The organism is Clostridium estertheticum, assembly GCF_018861295.1.
In the GTDB taxonomy this organism is placed as follows: Bacteria; Bacillota; Clostridia; order Clostridiales; family Clostridiaceae; genus Clostridium_AD; species Clostridium_AD estertheticum_D.
The window spans coordinates 140,708-156,861 of sequence record NZ_JAHLDM010000007.1 but is presented as its reverse complement, the minus strand read 5'-3'; the positions used below and the strand labels follow the sequence as shown (position 1 = coordinate 156,861).

Annotated in this window: 17 protein-coding genes; 13 read left to right on the top strand and 4 right to left on the bottom strand. The window is 29.6% G+C overall.

Annotated elements, in window-relative coordinates; translation table 11 throughout:
* The first annotated feature begins 46 nt into the window (after positions 1-46).
* The 6 genes from KPL54_RS09480 to KPL54_RS09455 all read left to right on the top strand — a co-directional run bounded on the left by KPL54_RS09480 (position 47) and on the right by KPL54_RS09455 (position 5,475).
* Positions 47-370, top strand: a complete 324-nt coding sequence (locus KPL54_RS09480) for a hypothetical protein (RefSeq protein ID WP_216106329.1) — start codon at positions 47-49, stop codon at positions 368-370.
* A gap of 215 nt (positions 371-585) precedes the next feature.
* Positions 586-1,266, top strand: coding sequence for a response regulator transcription factor (locus KPL54_RS09475; RefSeq protein ID WP_216106328.1), 681 nt, complete (start codon positions 586-588; stop codon positions 1,264-1,266).
* A 2-nt stretch (positions 1,267-1,268) separates the two neighbouring features.
* Entirely contained in the window at positions 1,269-2,678 is a 1,410-nt protein-coding gene (locus tag KPL54_RS09470; RefSeq protein WP_253203412.1) for a sensor histidine kinase, read from the top strand.
* Between the two features lie 122 nt (positions 2,679-2,800).
* On the top strand, positions 2,801-3,349 hold the full coding sequence (locus KPL54_RS09465) for a phosphatase PAP2 family protein (protein ID WP_375372982.1): 549 nt from the start codon (positions 2,801-2,803) through the stop codon (positions 3,347-3,349).
* Between the two features lie 161 nt (positions 3,350-3,510).
* Entirely contained in the window at positions 3,511-4,188 is a 678-nt protein-coding gene (locus KPL54_RS09460; protein WP_216106327.1) for a DedA family protein, read from the top strand.
* 267 nt (positions 4,189-4,455) lie between these two features.
* Complete coding sequence (locus KPL54_RS09455) at positions 4,456-5,475, top strand: phosphodiester glycosidase family protein (RefSeq protein ID WP_216106326.1); 1,020 nt, start codon at positions 4,456-4,458, stop codon at positions 5,473-5,475.
* 52 nt (positions 5,476-5,527) lie between these two features.
* Here the strand turns inward: KPL54_RS09455 and KPL54_RS09450 are convergent, their stop codons facing one another.
* Positions 5,528-5,806, bottom strand: a complete 279-nt coding sequence (locus tag KPL54_RS09450) for a hypothetical protein (RefSeq protein ID WP_216106325.1) — start codon at positions 5,804-5,806, stop codon at positions 5,528-5,530.
* Positions 5,807-5,817: 11 nt separating this feature from the next.
* A complete protein-coding gene (rbr, locus tag KPL54_RS09445) occupies positions 5,818-6,357 on the bottom strand; it encodes a rubrerythrin (RefSeq protein WP_216106324.1) in 540 nt (179 codons plus the stop codon).
* Positions 6,358-6,672: 315 nt separating this feature from the next.
* On the opposite strand from rbr, the gene KPL54_RS09440 reads away from it, so the two are divergent.
* From KPL54_RS09440 to KPL54_RS09425, 4 genes are all read left to right on the top strand, one after another.
* Positions 6,673-7,848 (top strand): SAM-dependent methyltransferase, encoded by a 1,176-nt coding sequence (locus tag KPL54_RS09440; RefSeq protein ID WP_290444351.1) that lies wholly within the window; start codon positions 6,673-6,675, stop codon positions 7,846-7,848.
* Between the two features lie 63 nt (positions 7,849-7,911).
* A complete protein-coding gene (locus KPL54_RS09435) occupies positions 7,912-8,265 on the top strand; it encodes a CidA/LrgA family protein (protein ID WP_171296108.1) in 354 nt (117 codons plus the stop codon).
* Positions 8,258-8,959 (top strand): LrgB family protein, encoded by a 702-nt coding sequence (locus KPL54_RS09430; protein WP_216106323.1) that lies wholly within the window; start codon positions 8,258-8,260, stop codon positions 8,957-8,959. The genes KPL54_RS09435 and KPL54_RS09430 overlap by 8 nt, the downstream gene beginning before the upstream one ends.
* Positions 8,960-9,015: 56 nt before the next feature.
* A complete protein-coding gene (locus tag KPL54_RS09425) occupies positions 9,016-9,582 on the top strand; it encodes a hypothetical protein (RefSeq protein ID WP_216106322.1) in 567 nt (188 codons plus the stop codon).
* A 68-nt stretch (positions 9,583-9,650) separates the two neighbouring features.
* On the opposite strand, the gene KPL54_RS09420 is transcribed toward KPL54_RS09425, so the two are convergent.
* Together KPL54_RS09420 and KPL54_RS09415 are read right to left on the bottom strand one after the other, a co-directional pair.
* Complete coding sequence (locus KPL54_RS09420) at positions 9,651-10,142, bottom strand: hypothetical protein (protein ID WP_216106321.1); 492 nt, start codon at positions 10,140-10,142, stop codon at positions 9,651-9,653.
* A gap of 29 nt (positions 10,143-10,171) precedes the next feature.
* Positions 10,172-10,594 carry a hypothetical protein gene (locus KPL54_RS09415; RefSeq protein ID WP_253203411.1) on the bottom strand — a complete coding sequence of 141 codons (423 nt, stop codon included), beginning with the start codon at positions 10,592-10,594 and terminating at the stop codon, positions 10,172-10,174.
* Between the two features lie 254 nt (positions 10,595-10,848).
* On the opposite strand from KPL54_RS09415, the gene KPL54_RS09410 reads away from it, so the two are divergent.
* The 3 genes from KPL54_RS09410 (at position 10,849) to KPL54_RS09400 (ending at position 16,146) form a co-directional block, all read left to right on the top strand.
* On the top strand, positions 10,849-12,504 hold the full coding sequence (locus KPL54_RS09410; protein ID WP_216106320.1) for an oleate hydratase: 1,656 nt from the start codon (positions 10,849-10,851) through the stop codon (positions 12,502-12,504).
* Positions 12,505-12,740: 236 nt separating this feature from the next.
* Positions 12,741-14,969 (top strand): sensor domain-containing diguanylate cyclase, encoded by a 2,229-nt coding sequence (locus KPL54_RS09405; protein ID WP_216106319.1) that lies wholly within the window; start codon positions 12,741-12,743, stop codon positions 14,967-14,969.
* Between the two features lie 166 nt (positions 14,970-15,135).
* A complete protein-coding gene (locus KPL54_RS09400) occupies positions 15,136-16,146 on the top strand; it encodes a DUF3053 family protein (protein WP_216106318.1) in 1,011 nt (336 codons plus the stop codon).
* Positions 16,147-16,154 lie beyond the last annotated feature (8 nt).

The following is a 16,154-nucleotide window of genomic DNA, read 5'->3' as shown; positions in this document are numbered from 1 at the left end:
CACGCTATGTATATAGTGTAGTTTTATATATGAAGGGAGAATATTTATGGGCGAAAAAGATTTAGAAAAAGCAGAAAAAAATAGAAATACTATTGAAATTACAATCCCTTTTAACGGTGCTATTTCAGGAGCTAATGTAGGTTCAAACTCTTCAGAGGACGATACTCCAAAAAACAAACAAAAGAGTGATCAATCAGATGATGATAATCCCAAAGAAGGACAGATGAGTAGTAAAGCAGATTCAGGCGATTTTTCTAATGTGGATCCTTCACAAAAGGAAAAAAAGAGTAATAAATCAGATGAAAGTAATATTTCTGTTGACGCCACTTCAAAAAAAGGACAAATGATAATTAATATATCAGAAAAGTAGGGCTAAAAGTGATAGTTTATGTTTCATGTAAAAAATACATATGAGAAATCATATGTATTTTTTAGATGTTATTTATTTTATTAATATAATAGTATTAATAAGAACGAGCATATATGAAACACTCATAAATATGGCTAAGATTATGAAGATAGTGTATATTAGTAGTATATGGGATCTGTTTGCTCACTAGATTATAGTAAAAGGAAGGTGCTATTTTGAAGGATTTTACAATTCTTTTAGTGGAAGATGAAAGGCTAATGTCAACATTTATTGAAATGGAATTAAGTCATGAAGGATATAAAGTTGATGTTGCTTATGATGGACGAGAAGGTTTAACAATAGCTGAGAAAAATGAGTATAGTTTAATACTTCTCGATGTTATGTTGCCAGGGCTTAATGGAATTGAGGTTTGCAAAAGAATAAGACAGTTGTCGCTCGTACCTGTAATTATGCTTACTGCAAAAAGCGATATATCAGATAAGGTTTTAGGATTAGATGTAGGTGCAAATGATTATCTCACAAAACCATTTGCCATAGAAGAACTTTTAGCAAGAATTAGGGTGTATCAAAGACCTACATCTATAGGGAATAAGACTGATGAGATTAAAGTGAAAGATATAGTTATGGACAATAAAGCGCATAATGTTAAAAGAGGCAGCAAAGAAATTGAACTTACAAAAAAAGAGTTTGACCTTTTAGAAATGTTTTTAATAAACAAAAATGTTGTACTTACAAGAGCACAATTAATTGAGAAGGTATGGGGTTATGACTATATAGGGGATACTAATGTCGTAGATGTATTTATAAGATATTTACGATGCAAAATTGATGATGGCTTTGAGGATAAACTTATAACCACTGTAAGAGGGGTAGGATATGTTGTTAAAGGTGAGTAACCATGAATTTTAAAATTATGGGTTCTAAATTTATGAATTTGAAAATAATCAAAAGTGCAAAAATATCTTTGAAATTAACGGTGATTTATGCTGTAATGTTTTCATTAATATTACTTATTTTAAACGCTTCTATTCTATATGGTATAAAATACTACTTGTACGGTCAGGCAAATAAACAAATAGAAGATGTCAAAACAATAGTATTAAATAATATCGTGTCTCGGAATGAACATGGAGATTTGTCAGATAAAGAACTTGTTTCAGATGTTACATCAGAACAAAATATATCAATAAGAATACTAAGGCAAGATGGCAAAATACTAAATAAATCAAAAGAATTTAATTATAATATTATAAGCAAAGAACCTTTTGATAAAATAAAAAAAATTGAAGAAGATGATAAACACCTAGTATATAAAATTTTAAAAATTGAAACCCCAAAATATGGAGTCATTTATATTCAAATAGTTAAGTGGATGTGTAATGAATATGACTTTATGCAAATTCTATTCATTTTAATGGCGATAGCTGATTTTATAGGGATGATTGCTTCAATTATATTAGGGTACATCGTAAGTAAAAAGATGTTAGAACCTATTGATCAAATAACTAAAGCTGCTGATAATATTAGTATTAATAATTTATTGGGAAGAATTGAGGTTGCAGGTCCTGATGATGAACTTAAAAGATTGGGTATAACTTTTAATAAAATGATAGATAGGCTTCAAGAATCTTTTGATAGGCAAATTCAGTTTGTGTCTGATGCATCGCATGAACTTAGAACTCCTATTGCAGTTATCCAAGGTTATGCAAACCTAATCGATAGATGGGGTAAAGATGACAAAGAAGCCTTAGAGAAATCTATTCATGCTATAAAATTAGAAACTAGTAATATGGCAAATTTAGTTGAGAAATTATTGTTTATTGCTAAGGGGAGTAGCGGAAATCAAAGAATTGATAAAAGAGATTTCTTGCTTAATGATCTTATTTGCGAAGTGATTAGTGAAACTAGACTTATAGATCATAGTCATATAATATCGAGTTACAAAAACGATTCCATTAGTATATTTGCAGATTATAAAATGATGAAGCAGATGCTTAGGATATTAATTGATAATAGTATTAAATTTACACCAGAAAAAGGTACAATAGATATAAGTTCAGAGATCCATTGTGATACAGTAAAAATTACCGTTAGTGATAGCGGCATGGGAATACCAGAAGATGAAATACAAAATATATTTGAAAGATTTTATACTGTTGATAAATCTAGATCTAAAGAAAAAGGTGGTACTGGTCTTGGACTATCTATTGCTAAATTAATAGTGGATGTACATAAAGGAACTATAAGTGCAGAAAGCACGGAAGGTTTTGGAACAAAGATAACTGTAATATTAAACATTAATTATTAAGTTAAATCTAATATTGCAGCTCCGAAGGAGATAATTTAATGTGATTTTAATCTTGCAAATATATTATATAAGACATGGGGGACATTACGGAATCTCCTAGCAATCAAAGGAGGAAGGATGATATGATGTACCTACTACAGAAATTTGATATCTCTATACTATTGTTTATAAAATATAATATGCATGGAATTATTATGGATAAAGTTATGGTTATATTAAGTTACTTAGGAAACGCAGGAATAATATGGATTATGATAGCCGCGATACTTATAAGTAACAAAAAATATAGAAAAATAGGGCTTATGGCTTTAGCAGCTTTAATCCTAAGCGCAATTTTAGGTGATGAAATACTGAAAAATATATTTAAACGTTTGCGACCAGCAGACACTATGCCAACAATGAACCTTTTAATAGAGAGGCCATTATCTTATTCATTTCCATCAGGGCACTCTATGTCGTCATTTGCAGTTGCAGGGGTGCTTGCGAAATATTTTAAAAAGTATATTATTGAAATTATAAGTTTAGCATCTTTGATAGCTTTTTCTAGGGTATATTTATATGTACATTATCCTACAGATGTTTTAGTAGGGGCAATTTTAGGGCTTCTATGTAGTGCTTTAGTAATTTACATATTTGATAATATAAAGAATAATTCCAAGGCTAGTATATAAAAGTTTGTAATTTTTAAAATGGGGGCGAGATTTTGTATTCTGTAATATTATTATGATATTAGCTTAAAGGGTGATATTTTTTAATCAAATTTTAATCTTATAGATATATAATACTAGCATCAAGACATCTACATAAGTGTTTAATAACGAGGAGAGAAAATATGGATATTTTAATTAACTTTATAAACGTAATAATGCATATTGATAAGTATTTAACTTTAATGGTTCAACAGTATGGTATGTTAACATACGGAGTTCTTTTTTTAATTATATTTATTGAAACGGGTTTAGTAATTACACCATTTTTGCCAGGTGATTCAATGTTATTCGCGGCAGGAGCACTAGCAGGAATTGGATCAATGAATATATTTACCCTCCTGATAATATCGTATCTTGCGGCTATACTAGGAGATACTGCAAATTATTTTATCGGTAAAAAGATTGGGAAAAAGATACTCGCAAAAGAAGAAGTAAGGTTTATAAATAAGGATTATTTAATAAAGGCTCAGGAATTTTATGAAAAACATGGCTCAATGACAATAGTAATTGCAAGATTTATTCCTATAATTAGAACTTTCGCACCTTTTGTAGCTGGTATTGGTGAAATGAACTATTCGAAGTTTGTACCATATAATATTGTTGGCGGAGGACTTTGGGTAAGTTTATTTTTAGGTGGAGGCTATTTCTTTGGTAATCTATCATTTGTAAAAACCCATTTCTCTTATATGTTAGTAGCTATAATAATAATTTCATTATTGCCTGGAGTTATAGTGTTTATGAAAGAAAAGAGAAAAAAAAATGATGACAATGAAGATGAGGTTCAGAGCACTGAGATCTAATAATGAAAAATTATCGAAAATTAGTTAGGTATATTTACAAAAGCATTTAGATCACAGCTTAGTCTGTTATCTGGATGCTTTTTATTATAGGTAATTATAATATTTAGATTAAATCTAAGTTTTATTCAACCTGTTTTTCATATTAGTTTATATAAAAATAACATGCATGTAACCTATAAAACAAATCATATAATATATAGAGTTATAGTTACCTATTTTGAATCTTTGAAATTATATAATAAAGCATTACACAAAAGGAAGGGAAGTATGAAAACAATAAATAAAAAGGAAAAAGGTAAAAGGAGTAAAAGTAGACTAGTTTTATTATTTATTATATTTCAAATTGTTTTTACAACAATTACAGCGCCATTTATGATTTATTATGGCCCGTTTAAAAATGTAAGATCTACGGTTGTAGGTTCTGCAATGACTACTTTTACCTTACAATGGCTAGTGAGATCATTTTTATCTGATGATAAGATAAACAAAATTATGAGTCAGCAGAAGGCGGATGTTATAGTTCAAGATAATTCACATGGAATAGGAACAGGCGTAAAGGTAAAAAATAAAAATGATAAAAGTGTTACAAGGTATGAAATAATAGGGAATAAATTTAAGGGATATCTGCTAGTAATTAATGATCCAACCAGAGTGAAAGTGGGATATAGTAGCAAGATCGGCAAGGAAGGGGAATTAACTAGTGATATTGCAAGAAGTAATAATGCCATTGCAGCCATTAATGGTGGAGGGTTTACAGATAAAAGCGCGGGATCACTTTGGACGGGGACTGGGGCAAATCCAGCTGGAGTTATAATGTCTGGTGGAAAGATTATTTATAATGATATAAATAATGACAATGGAAAAATAGAAACGATAGCATTAACTAAATTGGGAAAGTTACTAGTTGGTACTTATACAATTAAGGAAATGATAAAATTTGGGGTAAGCGAGGCAGTGTCCTTTGGTCCTGCAATGATAGTTAATGGATTTAAGACAATAAATCATGGTAATGGTGGTTGGGGAATTGCACCTAGAACATGTATAGCACAAAGAAAGGATGGGGCAATATTATTTCTAGTTATTGACGGTAGACAGATACGTAGTTTAGGGGCTACGCTAAGAGAGGCACAAGACGTGTTATATGATCATGGAGCTTATAATGCCGCTAATTTAGATGGAGGTTCATCCTCTACATTATTTTATGATGATGAAGTTATAAACAATCCTTGTGATAGTTTGGGAGAAAGATCTGTACCTTCAATTATATATGTAGAAAATAGAAAATAGGAAATTTATAAGGTAATCTCAATAGAGGTTGCCTTATAAATAATTATAAACATTATTTAATGTTATCATTTACGTATTCTTCATCAACCTCGTAAAAAAGATCTTCATTTATAGTTCTGTATGGGTTATAGACTTCGCTAGCTTCTATATTGTACCTAGAGTCATGATTGTCGTTGTACTCATTATTTTGAGGAAGGGTGTAGTCATCGCTATAAACATCGCTGTACTCATCATTGTAAAAACCGTTGCAACGAGCGTTGTATTCATCCTCATACGAAAACATTACAGGTGTTACTGGCACTAAATAGTAATTGGGATAGTAAATTATCATATTCACCCCTCCTATTTGTAGTCTTCGCAATAGATTTTAAAGTAAGCTTTTGGAAACTTACATAGTGGACAAAATGCAGGTGCTTCTTTTCCAATATGAATATATCCACAATTCATACATTGCCATTTTACATCAGTGTTTCTTTTAAATATCATGCCTGCTTCAAGATTTTCATATATTTTCATAAACCTCATCTCATGATTTCCTTCTACTTCTTGTAATTCCTTATAGAAATTTGCAATTTCAGTAAAACCTTCTGCCCGGGCTTCTTTTTCAAATTGTTTATATAGGTTATTACTTTCATGAGCTTCTCCCTGCGCCGAATCTTTTAAATTATCTGCTGTACTTTTATTCATCTTAAGAAATCTGTTAAAAACTTCTCTTGCATGAGCCTTTTCATTGTTTGCAGTAGCTTCAAAAATTGAGGCTATATATTCATAACCCTCTTTTTCTGCTTTTTCAGCATAAAATGTATATTTATTTCGTGCTCTTGACTCTCCAGCAAAAGTACTGAGAAGATTTCTTTCAGTCTTACTACCATTTAATTGCATTAATATTCCTCCATTAAGTAATTTATCTTCTTTATTATCTTATTCGTTATGGGGTTAAAGGTTACCTTAAAAAAAGTAACATTAAATCATCTCCTTCTGAAGTCGTTAAAGAAAGAATTGTATTTGCTCATAGAGAATAATTAGAAAAGTAAGTAAACGAGAGGTTTATGTATAAAAGAAAATATGATTACCGTTTACTAAGCTATAATTTTAGATAGTTCGTTTTTGACCTTTAGATAAAAAAATGATATACCTAATATGATAGGTTGTTATTTTTTGTAATAGAATAACAAATTAATAAAGGAGTGATATATTTTGATTACAGATAAATTATTTTATAAAACTTTATTAAAAAGCATGTTTTCCGATCCATTTCAAATTAGGTTTTGGGATGGTGATGAAGAAAAGTACGGGGAAGGTGAGAGTAAATTCAAAATCATTCTTAATGAGTCGATACCAAAAGGTGATATTATAAATAATCCTTCAATAGCTCTCGGAGAAGGGTATATGACTAAAAAATTAGAGGTAGTAGGTAGTGTACAGTCTGTGATTGAATCTTTATATAATAATAAGGAAAGTTTTTTAAAAAAGAGTGCGAAATATCAACATTTAATAAAAAAGATAAAAAATAGTATAAAAAGGAGTAAAGACAATATAGAATTTCATTATGATATTGGTAATGATTTTTATAAACTATGGTTGGATGCTACTATGAGCTATTCTTGCGGATACTTTAAGCATGATACAGATTCTTTATATCAGGCTCAAATTAATAAAATAAATCATATTTTAAAAAAATTAAATTTAAAAGAAGGACAAACTCTACTTGATATAGGTTGTGGTTGGGGAGAACTTATAATAACAGCTGCCAAACAATATAAGGTCAAAGCTGTTGGAATTACTTTAAGTGAAGAGCAGTTTGAAAAGACTAATGAAAGAATAAAAGCAGAAGGACTAGAAGATTTGGTTGAAGTTAAACTTGAAGATTATAGGGAGTTAAAAAATTTAAATTTTGATAGAATTGTAAGTATAGGAATGCTAGAGCATGTAGGATTAGATAACTTATCTGAATATTTTCATATAGTGAATAGTTTATTAAAGGATAAAGGTCTTTCTTTAGTTCATTGTATAACAGGAATAAATGAAGGCGGTACAAATACATGGATAGACAAATATATTTTTCCAGGTGGACATGTGCCAGCGATTAAAACTATTATTTCAGATATAGCAGAGCAAAATTTTGAATTAATTGATATAGAAAGTCTTAGAAGACATTATGGTAAGACACTCGAACATTGGGCTGAAAACTTTGAAAATGTTCTTCCTATAATAGAGAAGAGTAAGGATGAAACATTTATAAAAATGTGGAGATTGTACTTAAATTCTTGCGCTGCATCATTTAATTGTGGTAATATTAATCTTCATCAGATATTATTCGCCAAAGGAGTAAATAATGATTTACCTTTGACAAGAGAATACTTATATAAATAAAAATATATAAATGAGTTACTGATTTTCGTGTATTACAATATATTATAATGAGTAGGTGAAAGAATGAGGTATTTAAGACAATTAATGATTGTTTTAATTCCATATGTTTTAGGGACTGTATTACAACTAACATTAAAATTACCAATTCCAGGATCTGTTATTGGACTTATTTTATTGTTTTTAGGATTACAAATAGGAATAGTTAAAATTGAAATGATAGAAGAGCTTTGTGAGTTTCTTTTATCAAATATGTCCTTTTTATTTATACCTGCTGGAGTGGGCCTAATGACAGCATTTGGTGTATTAAAGGGGAAATGGATACCATTTATGATTATAGTTGTTTTTTCCACATGTGTAGTGTGGATTGTAACAGCACTCGTAGTTAAAATTTTAAGGAAAGGACGTTTACATGAATGATTTAATTACTTCACCAGTTTTTGGTGTAATATCATCTCTTATTGCTTATGAAATTGGACTTTATATAAAGAAAAAAGGCAGACTTTCAATTTTTAATCCGCTTATGATAGCCGTTATTATATTAATATTATTCCTTACAAAGTTCCATATTAAATATGAGGATTATAATAAGGGAGGACAAATAATTTCATTTTTTTTATTCCCTGCAACAGTTGCGTTAGCCTTGCCAATGTATAAAAAATTTGTATTATTTAAAGAAAATGCTACACCAATACTTATAGGAATTTTTAGTGGAGCCATTTCGGGTTTTATAAGTGTAGTATTTCTTTCAAAATTATTTGGATTAACAGATGTACTTATTAAATCTTTAATGCCTAAATCTATAACAACACCTATAGGAATAGCTTTGTCAAATCAGTTGGGTGGACTTCAATCAATTACAGTTGTAGCGATAATTATTACAGGTATTATAGGTTCAATTGGAGGACCATTCTTATATAAAATTTTAAAAATTAATGATAAAGTTGCCCTAGGAATTGCTATGGGATCATCAGCTCATGCACTTGGAACAGCAAGAGCTATGGAAATAGGGGAAGTTGAGGGAGCGATGAGTGGTTTAACTATGGCTATTTCAGGAGTAGTTACTGTCCTATTGTACCCTCTTTTATGGAAGATATTTTTGAAGTTATTCTAAGAGCTTCGCAGAAGATAACTTGTAGCTTCGCAGAAGATAACTAAGGAGGTATAATTATGAAAAAAGTTGAAGAAAAAGGACCACTAAATAAACTATTTAATTCGATAGACAACTTATTATCAGATGAGAAAGAGCAAAAATTAAGAAGTAAGCTCGGAAAAGAAATACGAAAATGTATTTTTACTGATGACATAGTAGAGAGACTTAATGAGAATGATTTTTCAGGAATGGTTGAGGAAGAAGGAGAATCCATAGTACTTTTTTCTATGATATTCCCTATTTTCGTTGAGAAAAATGGTGTCATTTTTAGGTTGTATAAGCATAAAGTTGAAGTCGATTTATCAGATGAAATGAGTGATAGATATATTTATATATTCTCAGACGGAAGACTTACATCAGGTCTATTCCAATGTTTTAAACTTTATGATGACGAATATATGTATGGAGTGAAAAAAATAATAGATATGATTCCAAGTTTTAAGGATACTGTAAAAGAGGCACTTATAACCTTAAATAATAATGAAGTATTCACTAAAGAGAAAATGGGGACATTTAAGGAAAGAGAAGTAATTGCTAAAGATAATTTTAATGAATTATTTGAGAGCTTAAATGCGTTTAAGTAATTGTATGTATATTATGGGAATAGTAAAGGAGGAGCCTAGGCTTCTCCTTTATTATTTTTATTAAAAATCTAACACATAACAATAATTTTATAGGGACTTGTTTGTGCTGGTATACTCCTTGTGGTAGCTCCATAAACAACAATTAGATTCCGGTTTGTTGGACTTTTTGTAAATGATTGCCCGTTTTCTAGTACTATCTGCGTCCATGGGGCAATGTTTAATTTTAAATTATTATCACTACTTACAAGATTACTGTTAAAATAGTCTACTTTTACATTTTGATAAAGTGAATCTTTTGCCATAACGATTGCTCTAAATTGTGGTGGGAAAATGAGAACAGTAGGTGCATTTGCATCATAAAAGCCAGTTACAATATCACCGAGTGTCACCATTACGTGGTCCACAAAGTAGGTTGTTGGTCCAACTACGAAATTTACTAAATTTCCATATCCATTTTCTACAGACATTAATTTATAACAACCTGAATTTTTTCCAGTTGCATCTATCCAAAAATCATTGATCATTGTAATTACTCCGTGAAAAGGTTGAAAATTGTTCATATTAACCCCTCGATTCCTTAATTACTAATTTAAAAACATTGGAAACTACTAATTTCTCTAAGATCCATTCCAAAATATCTCCAAGTATTTCTATACCAGCGAAAACCAGATACAGATCTAGGCCCCACAAATGTAAGCCATGCCCAGAATCCTCTGCCTCTTTTTGGCCATATATATACAAATCTACGAAGGCAAGGTTTAATTGCACCTTGATCTATAGCTAGGGGAGTAGCACCAAATTGTTGAACCTTAGGTTCGGGCGGCGTAAAGTTTGGAGCTGAAGAAGGCGGTCTGCCTGTAGGACCTGAAGGTGGCCTACCTTGAGGTCCTTGTGGAAATGGTGGGAAAGGATTCATTTGTCTGTATGGACATGCTAATGGAAAATCTTGAGCTTCTCGTTCATAAGTATTATTTAAATTAAATGATTTGATAGTATCTTCATCGATATACATTAAATTAACTCCTTAAAGTATTTACAATACAATATATGGTTAAAGTGATGATTTTGTTATTTAAATTTTAAAATTTTTTTAAGTATACAGTTTAGGATATATGTATATTTTTCAGACAGTCTTATGATATTGATTGTATAAAATTATAGTGATTAGATTTATATTATATATATGGCAAGCTAATAACTCGATATATGTAAATTTAAATTAGTTTTATAGGAGAGTATATAATTTTAAAAATGGAGGGTGTTAAAATGAAATTCAATTTTGATCAAACTATTGATGTAGAAAAAACAAATGCTTATATGGTTGGTGCAGGACTTGCATCAATGGCAGCTGCGATATATTTAATTAGAGATGGACATGTTCCAGGAAAAAATATTCATATATATGAAGAATTAGACATAACAGGTGGAAGTATGGACGGAAATGGCAATGCAAAGGATGGTTATGTAATCCGTGGTGGAAGAATGTTTGATAGAGAAGCTTATGCTTGTACATTTGGAATAATGGAAAGCATTCCTTCATTAACTGATCCTAAAGTTTCAATAATGGATGAATTTAATGCTTTTAATAAAGAGATTCATACTCATGCAAAAGCTAGGTTAATAGATAATGATGCTAATATATTAGATGTATCGACTTTAGGATTTAATCGCGAAGACAGAATGGCATTAATGGATATAATGATTAACTCTGAAGATTCTTTAGGAACAAAAACTATTAAAGAGTGTTTCCCAGAAGCATTCTTTAAGACAAATTTCTGGCTTCAGTGGACTACACTCTTTGCATTTGAGACTTGGCATAGTGCTGTAGAACTTAAGAGATACCTTCATAGATTTATTCAAGAATTACCACGACTTAAAGATTTATCTGGAATACGTCGTACACCATACAATCAATATGATTCAATGTTATTACCTATGACAAAATGGTTAAAATCACAAGGGGTTAATTTTGAATTAAACTGCAGAGTAACTGATTTAGAATTTAAACCATCGGATACTGAAACTACAGTTACGGCATTTAAATGTCTTAAAAATGGAAAAGAAACTAGAATAGAGGTCGGCGCTGGAGATTTAGCATTTGCTACTATTGGTTCATTAACAGCGGGTACTAGCCTTGGATCAATGACTAAGCCAGCAATAATTAATGACAAGCATGTAGGTGGAGCATGGGATCTTTGGGAGAAAATTGCAGATGGTCGTCCTGAGTTTGGTAATCCAAAGGTTTTTGATGAACGAGTTGAAGAATCAATGTGGGAGTCTTTCACAGTTACACTTAAGGATCCAACAATGTATAAGAAAATAATAGAATTCTCAGGTAATCAGCCAGGAACTGGTGCCCATATGACATTTAGAGATTCTGCATGGCTTATGACAATAGTTTTGCATAATCAACCACATTTTATTGGCCAAGCTGATGAAATACAAATTATTTGGGGTTATTCTTTATTCCCATATGCAAAAGGTGATTTTATAAAGAAGAGAATGGTAGATTGTAGCGGCGCGGAAATATTAGCTGAGGTATTATATCACCTAAACTTTAAAGATGATATGAAGAAAATTATAGAAACATCTATTTGTATACCATGTATATTACCGTTTACAACAGCACAATTTTTAACTAGGGCAAAGGGTGATAGACCTCAAAATATTCCAGAAGGCTCAACCAATTTAGCATTGCTTGGACAATTCTGTGAAATAAAAGATGATGTAGTATTTACAATGGATTATTCAGTAAGAGGTGCACAAATTGCTGTTTATAAATTCCTAAATCTAAACAAGAGACTCACTCCTATTTATAAAGGACAACATGATGTACGTGTAATGCTTAATTCTGTACTTGAAATGATGAAAGATGATAATTTAAGTAAGGAATTACTTGCAATAAAATCTTTGTTAAAATAATTTAAATAATAGAAGGAAGTCATAAGCTCTTAAATTAAAAGCTTATGGCTTCTTTTTTATGCGTTTTTAATTTAAAATGTAAGCTAATGTTTATTTATTACAATTTTGTAGTTTTTAAGTTGTATGTATTTATGTTTAATGGTAACATTGTATTTATAAAAAAGGGCAGTAATAAAGAAATAGATAAAAGTAATTTAATTCAAAAATAATTATTAGTATTGAATAGGGGTGATTTCATGAATGATGGTGATATAAGGAGAGAAATTAATGCACTTTTAGAAAAAGCTAATTCACTAAAAAATAGTGATTCTCAGGGGACGATAGAATTCTCAAATGATGCATTACTCTTATCTGAAAAGATAGGATATACACTTGGTGAAAAAGTCGCCAACTTATATATGGCTTATTCTTACTATAGCATCGGTAATGATGAAAAAGCCTTAGAATTAATATTTGTTTCACTACATTATTTTATTGAAGAAGGATTTTGTGATCTCATATGGTTGGAATATAATTTATTAGGTATTATATTTAGTGAGTTAGGTGATATTGAAAAAAGTATGAGTTTTTATGATAAAGCACAAATAGTCGCAATAGAAATTGATTTAGGTAAAAGATATGATAATAAGGCTACTTCGAAAAAATCGATAATGCTTACTTTAAATAATATTGCAGAAAATTATAAATTGCTTAATGAATACAAAGAAGCATTAAGTTATAGTGAAAGAGCATATGACATAGATTCTTTATCGGATTATAGTTTATCTAGTGGAGTAACTATCCTTAGCTTAGGTGAGATTTATTACTTATTAGAGGATTATGAAGAGGCGAATATTCTTTCATATAAAGCTTTAAAGTACATGAAACGGTACAATTATACTATAGCGGATGCTGATATCTATAAATTATTAGCTCAGACTTCATGGAAAAAGAGAAACTACGCAAAGGCTGATGAATATTTTTATATTGCTATAAATTTGAATGAAAAAGAAGCAATACCTAGTTATAAAATTGATGCATTACTTAGTTATTATGAATACATGATGGACCGAAAAAAAATAAAAAAAGCAATTGATATATTAATAGATGCCTGTAATGTATCAATAAAATATAAACAACATGAAAAAGTATCTGAGATATCGATGATGTTATCAATATTATATGAAAAGTCAGGAGAATATGAATCCTCTTTTAGATATATGAAATTGCACTATAAGTACGAAAAAAAACATATAGAAGATTATAAAAAAAATATTATTCAAAGTTTAAATATGAAAAAGAAGATGTTAGAAATTGAGAAAGAGAATAATAGAATTATAGAGAAAAATGAAAACTTAAAAATAGAATCACAATCGCTGCAAATGCTTGTTGAAAAAATATCTATTATTAGTGAACTAGGACAGAAAATAACTTCAACTTTAAATGAACATTTGATATTAGATATACTTTATTCAAGTATTAAGGATTTCATGGATTTGTCTTATTTTTGTATTGGTCTTTATGATGAGAACAACTCTATGATAAATTATTTAGATGCTATTATTTTTGGTAAAAAGGAAAATATACCTGCTCTTTCACTTTTAAGTAAACAAAGTTTTACTGAAAAATGTATTGAGAGTGGTGAGTTGATTATAATTAATGATGTTAATAAAGAGTTTCCGAGATATATTAACGAGGGGGCATTTAATAATCAACTAAAATTGAATTACAATGCTGAAATAAATTCACTTATGTTTTGTCCTCTTATAGTAAATACGAAGATTATAGGAGTAATGTCAATACAAAGTAAAGGTAAAAATGCTTTTACACCATACCATATTGAAATGGTTAAAGCACTATCATCTTATGCTGCTATAGCAATTAATAATTCAATAAAATCAATGGAACTAGAAATGGAAGTTATAAAAACAAAAGGAATTCAAATTGAATTAGAAAAAGTGAATGAAATATTATTATCTTTGTCTGAAAACGATAGTTTAACGGGGATTCCGAATAGGAGAAAGTTTGATATCTACATAAATGATGTTTGGGAGAGTAGTATAAGAGAAAGAAATAGTTTAGCTCTACTAATCATTGATATAGATTATTTTAAAGAGTATAACGATAACTTTGGCCATTTAGAGGGAGACAATTGCTTAGCTAGAGTTGCTAGTATCTTGGCAAACTTGAATAATGGACCATATTTTGTTGCAAGGTTTGGTGGTGATGAATTTGTGATTTTATTGCCAGAAAGTTCAATTGATTATGCAATTAAATTTGGGGAAAATTTAAGAAGTAAATTGAAAAAGTTGAATATTAGACATGAATTTTCGGAAATTTCAGATAGAATCACTTTATCAATAGGAATATCTTCTGTTTTTCCTAATGAAAATATAACAATAAATGAATTTATAAGAAAAGTTGATAATGAGCTTTATATTGCTAAAAGAAATGGAAGAAATAGAATATCAGCTGATGTATACTGAAAAAATACATATTAATCTTATAAAACGACAAATACTTTATTCTACACTATATTAACAGAAGAAAACATCACTTTAATGATTATTTATTACAATTTTGTCACTTTTGGTTGTATATAATTGTGCGATATGGTAATATTACACTTATGATAAAGGGGATGTTTAGCAAATGAATGAAAACAACATGGTTGAAAATGAGTTACATGAACAACATGCTGAAAGTAAAATATTTACTATTTTAGCAATAATATTTTTCGTAATAGGGGCAATAATATCAATAGTAGAGATTTTAGTTCAGAGGAGTGTTTATTTAAAAACAGCTAATATAAGTAGCCAACTGGGATATATAATTGGAAGAATAATCGCAGTTGTTCTTATAGCATATATAGTTAGATTAATTTTTAAAAAGAAAAAAGGCTGCGCTCTAATGATTTTTTCAATAATTTTCATGCTCGCGTCAACTGTAACAACAGCTAATGCAATCAACAAAAGAACTGAGGAGATTAGTTTTAACAAGGTTGCTATGCACAAATTAATAAGTATAAGTAGTGATTATGCAGCTGGAAAAGATTTAAGTTCTGATAAATTAGAAAATTCTAAATATGGTAATATGGCACCTCTTTTAGATTTATGTAATCAATATTTTATTTCTTATCAAAAATTGAGTGCTAATATGAAAACAGACGTATCTAAAGCTCATGTTGAGACTTTATTATCAGCCGATACATTTAGTACTCCAGCTAAAACTAAGGATTCTCAGGAAAGATTAAAAACCTTAATTAGTGGACTTGGTAAATTTGAAACAGAGGCTAATAAAATCACTGAAAAAATGAATACAGATGTAAATAACGTAGATATTCCGCAAGTTTATAAAGAAGATGTAGCGGCTGGGTTTGAAAAGGGACAACTTCAATCAAGTGCTATGATAAAGAAATATATAGCATTTGAAACAAGCTTTATTAAAAAAATAAATGATAGTGTAACCTTTATGGTAAGTGAAAAGGGAAATTATGAAGTAAAGAACAACATGGTATATTTTAAATCACCTGCTACATTAGCTAAATTCAATAAAAACATGAGTGATATACAAAAATTAGCAATTGAAGAAACTACTCTTATAAATGATATGAAGAAAACAGCAGAGAAACAACTTGATTATATGAAAACTTTAGATAAGTAATTGTATGG

Coding starts and splice junctions, on each gene's coding strand:
- KPL54_RS09480 (WP_216106329.1), top strand. CDS start 47: ATGGGCGAAAAAGATTTAGAAAAAGCAGAAAAAAATAGAAATACTATT.
- KPL54_RS09470 (WP_253203412.1), top strand. CDS start 1,269: ATGAATTTTAAAATTATGGGTTCTAAATTTATGAATTTGAAAATAATC.
- KPL54_RS09465 (WP_375372982.1), top strand. CDS start 2,801: ATGATGTACCTACTACAGAAATTTGATATCTCTATACTATTGTTTATA.
- KPL54_RS09460 (WP_216106327.1), top strand. CDS start 3,511: ATGGATATTTTAATTAACTTTATAAACGTAATAATGCATATTGATAAG.
- KPL54_RS09455 (WP_216106326.1), top strand. CDS start 4,456: ATGAAAACAATAAATAAAAAGGAAAAAGGTAAAAGGAGTAAAAGTAGA.
- KPL54_RS09450 (WP_216106325.1), bottom strand. CDS start 5,806: ATGATAATTTACTATCCCAATTACTATTTAGTGCCAGTAACACCTGTA.
- rbr (WP_216106324.1), bottom strand. CDS start 6,357: ATGCAATTAAATGGTAGTAAGACTGAAAGAAATCTTCTCAGTACTTTT.
- KPL54_RS09435 (WP_171296108.1), top strand. CDS start 7,912: ATGAGGTATTTAAGACAATTAATGATTGTTTTAATTCCATATGTTTTA.
- KPL54_RS09430 (WP_216106323.1), top strand. CDS start 8,258: ATGAATGATTTAATTACTTCACCAGTTTTTGGTGTAATATCATCTCTT.
- KPL54_RS09425 (WP_216106322.1), top strand. CDS start 9,016: ATGAAAAAAGTTGAAGAAAAAGGACCACTAAATAAACTATTTAATTCG.
- KPL54_RS09420 (WP_216106321.1), bottom strand. CDS start 10,142: ATGAACAATTTTCAACCTTTTCACGGAGTAATTACAATGATCAATGAT.
- KPL54_RS09415 (WP_253203411.1), bottom strand. CDS start 10,594: ATGTATATCGATGAAGATACTATCAAATCATTTAATTTAAATAATACT.
- KPL54_RS09410 (WP_216106320.1), top strand. CDS start 10,849: ATGAAATTCAATTTTGATCAAACTATTGATGTAGAAAAAACAAATGCT.
- KPL54_RS09405 (WP_216106319.1), top strand. CDS start 12,741: ATGAATGATGGTGATATAAGGAGAGAAATTAATGCACTTTTAGAAAAA.
- KPL54_RS09400 (WP_216106318.1), top strand. CDS start 15,136: ATGAATGAAAACAACATGGTTGAAAATGAGTTACATGAACAACATGCT.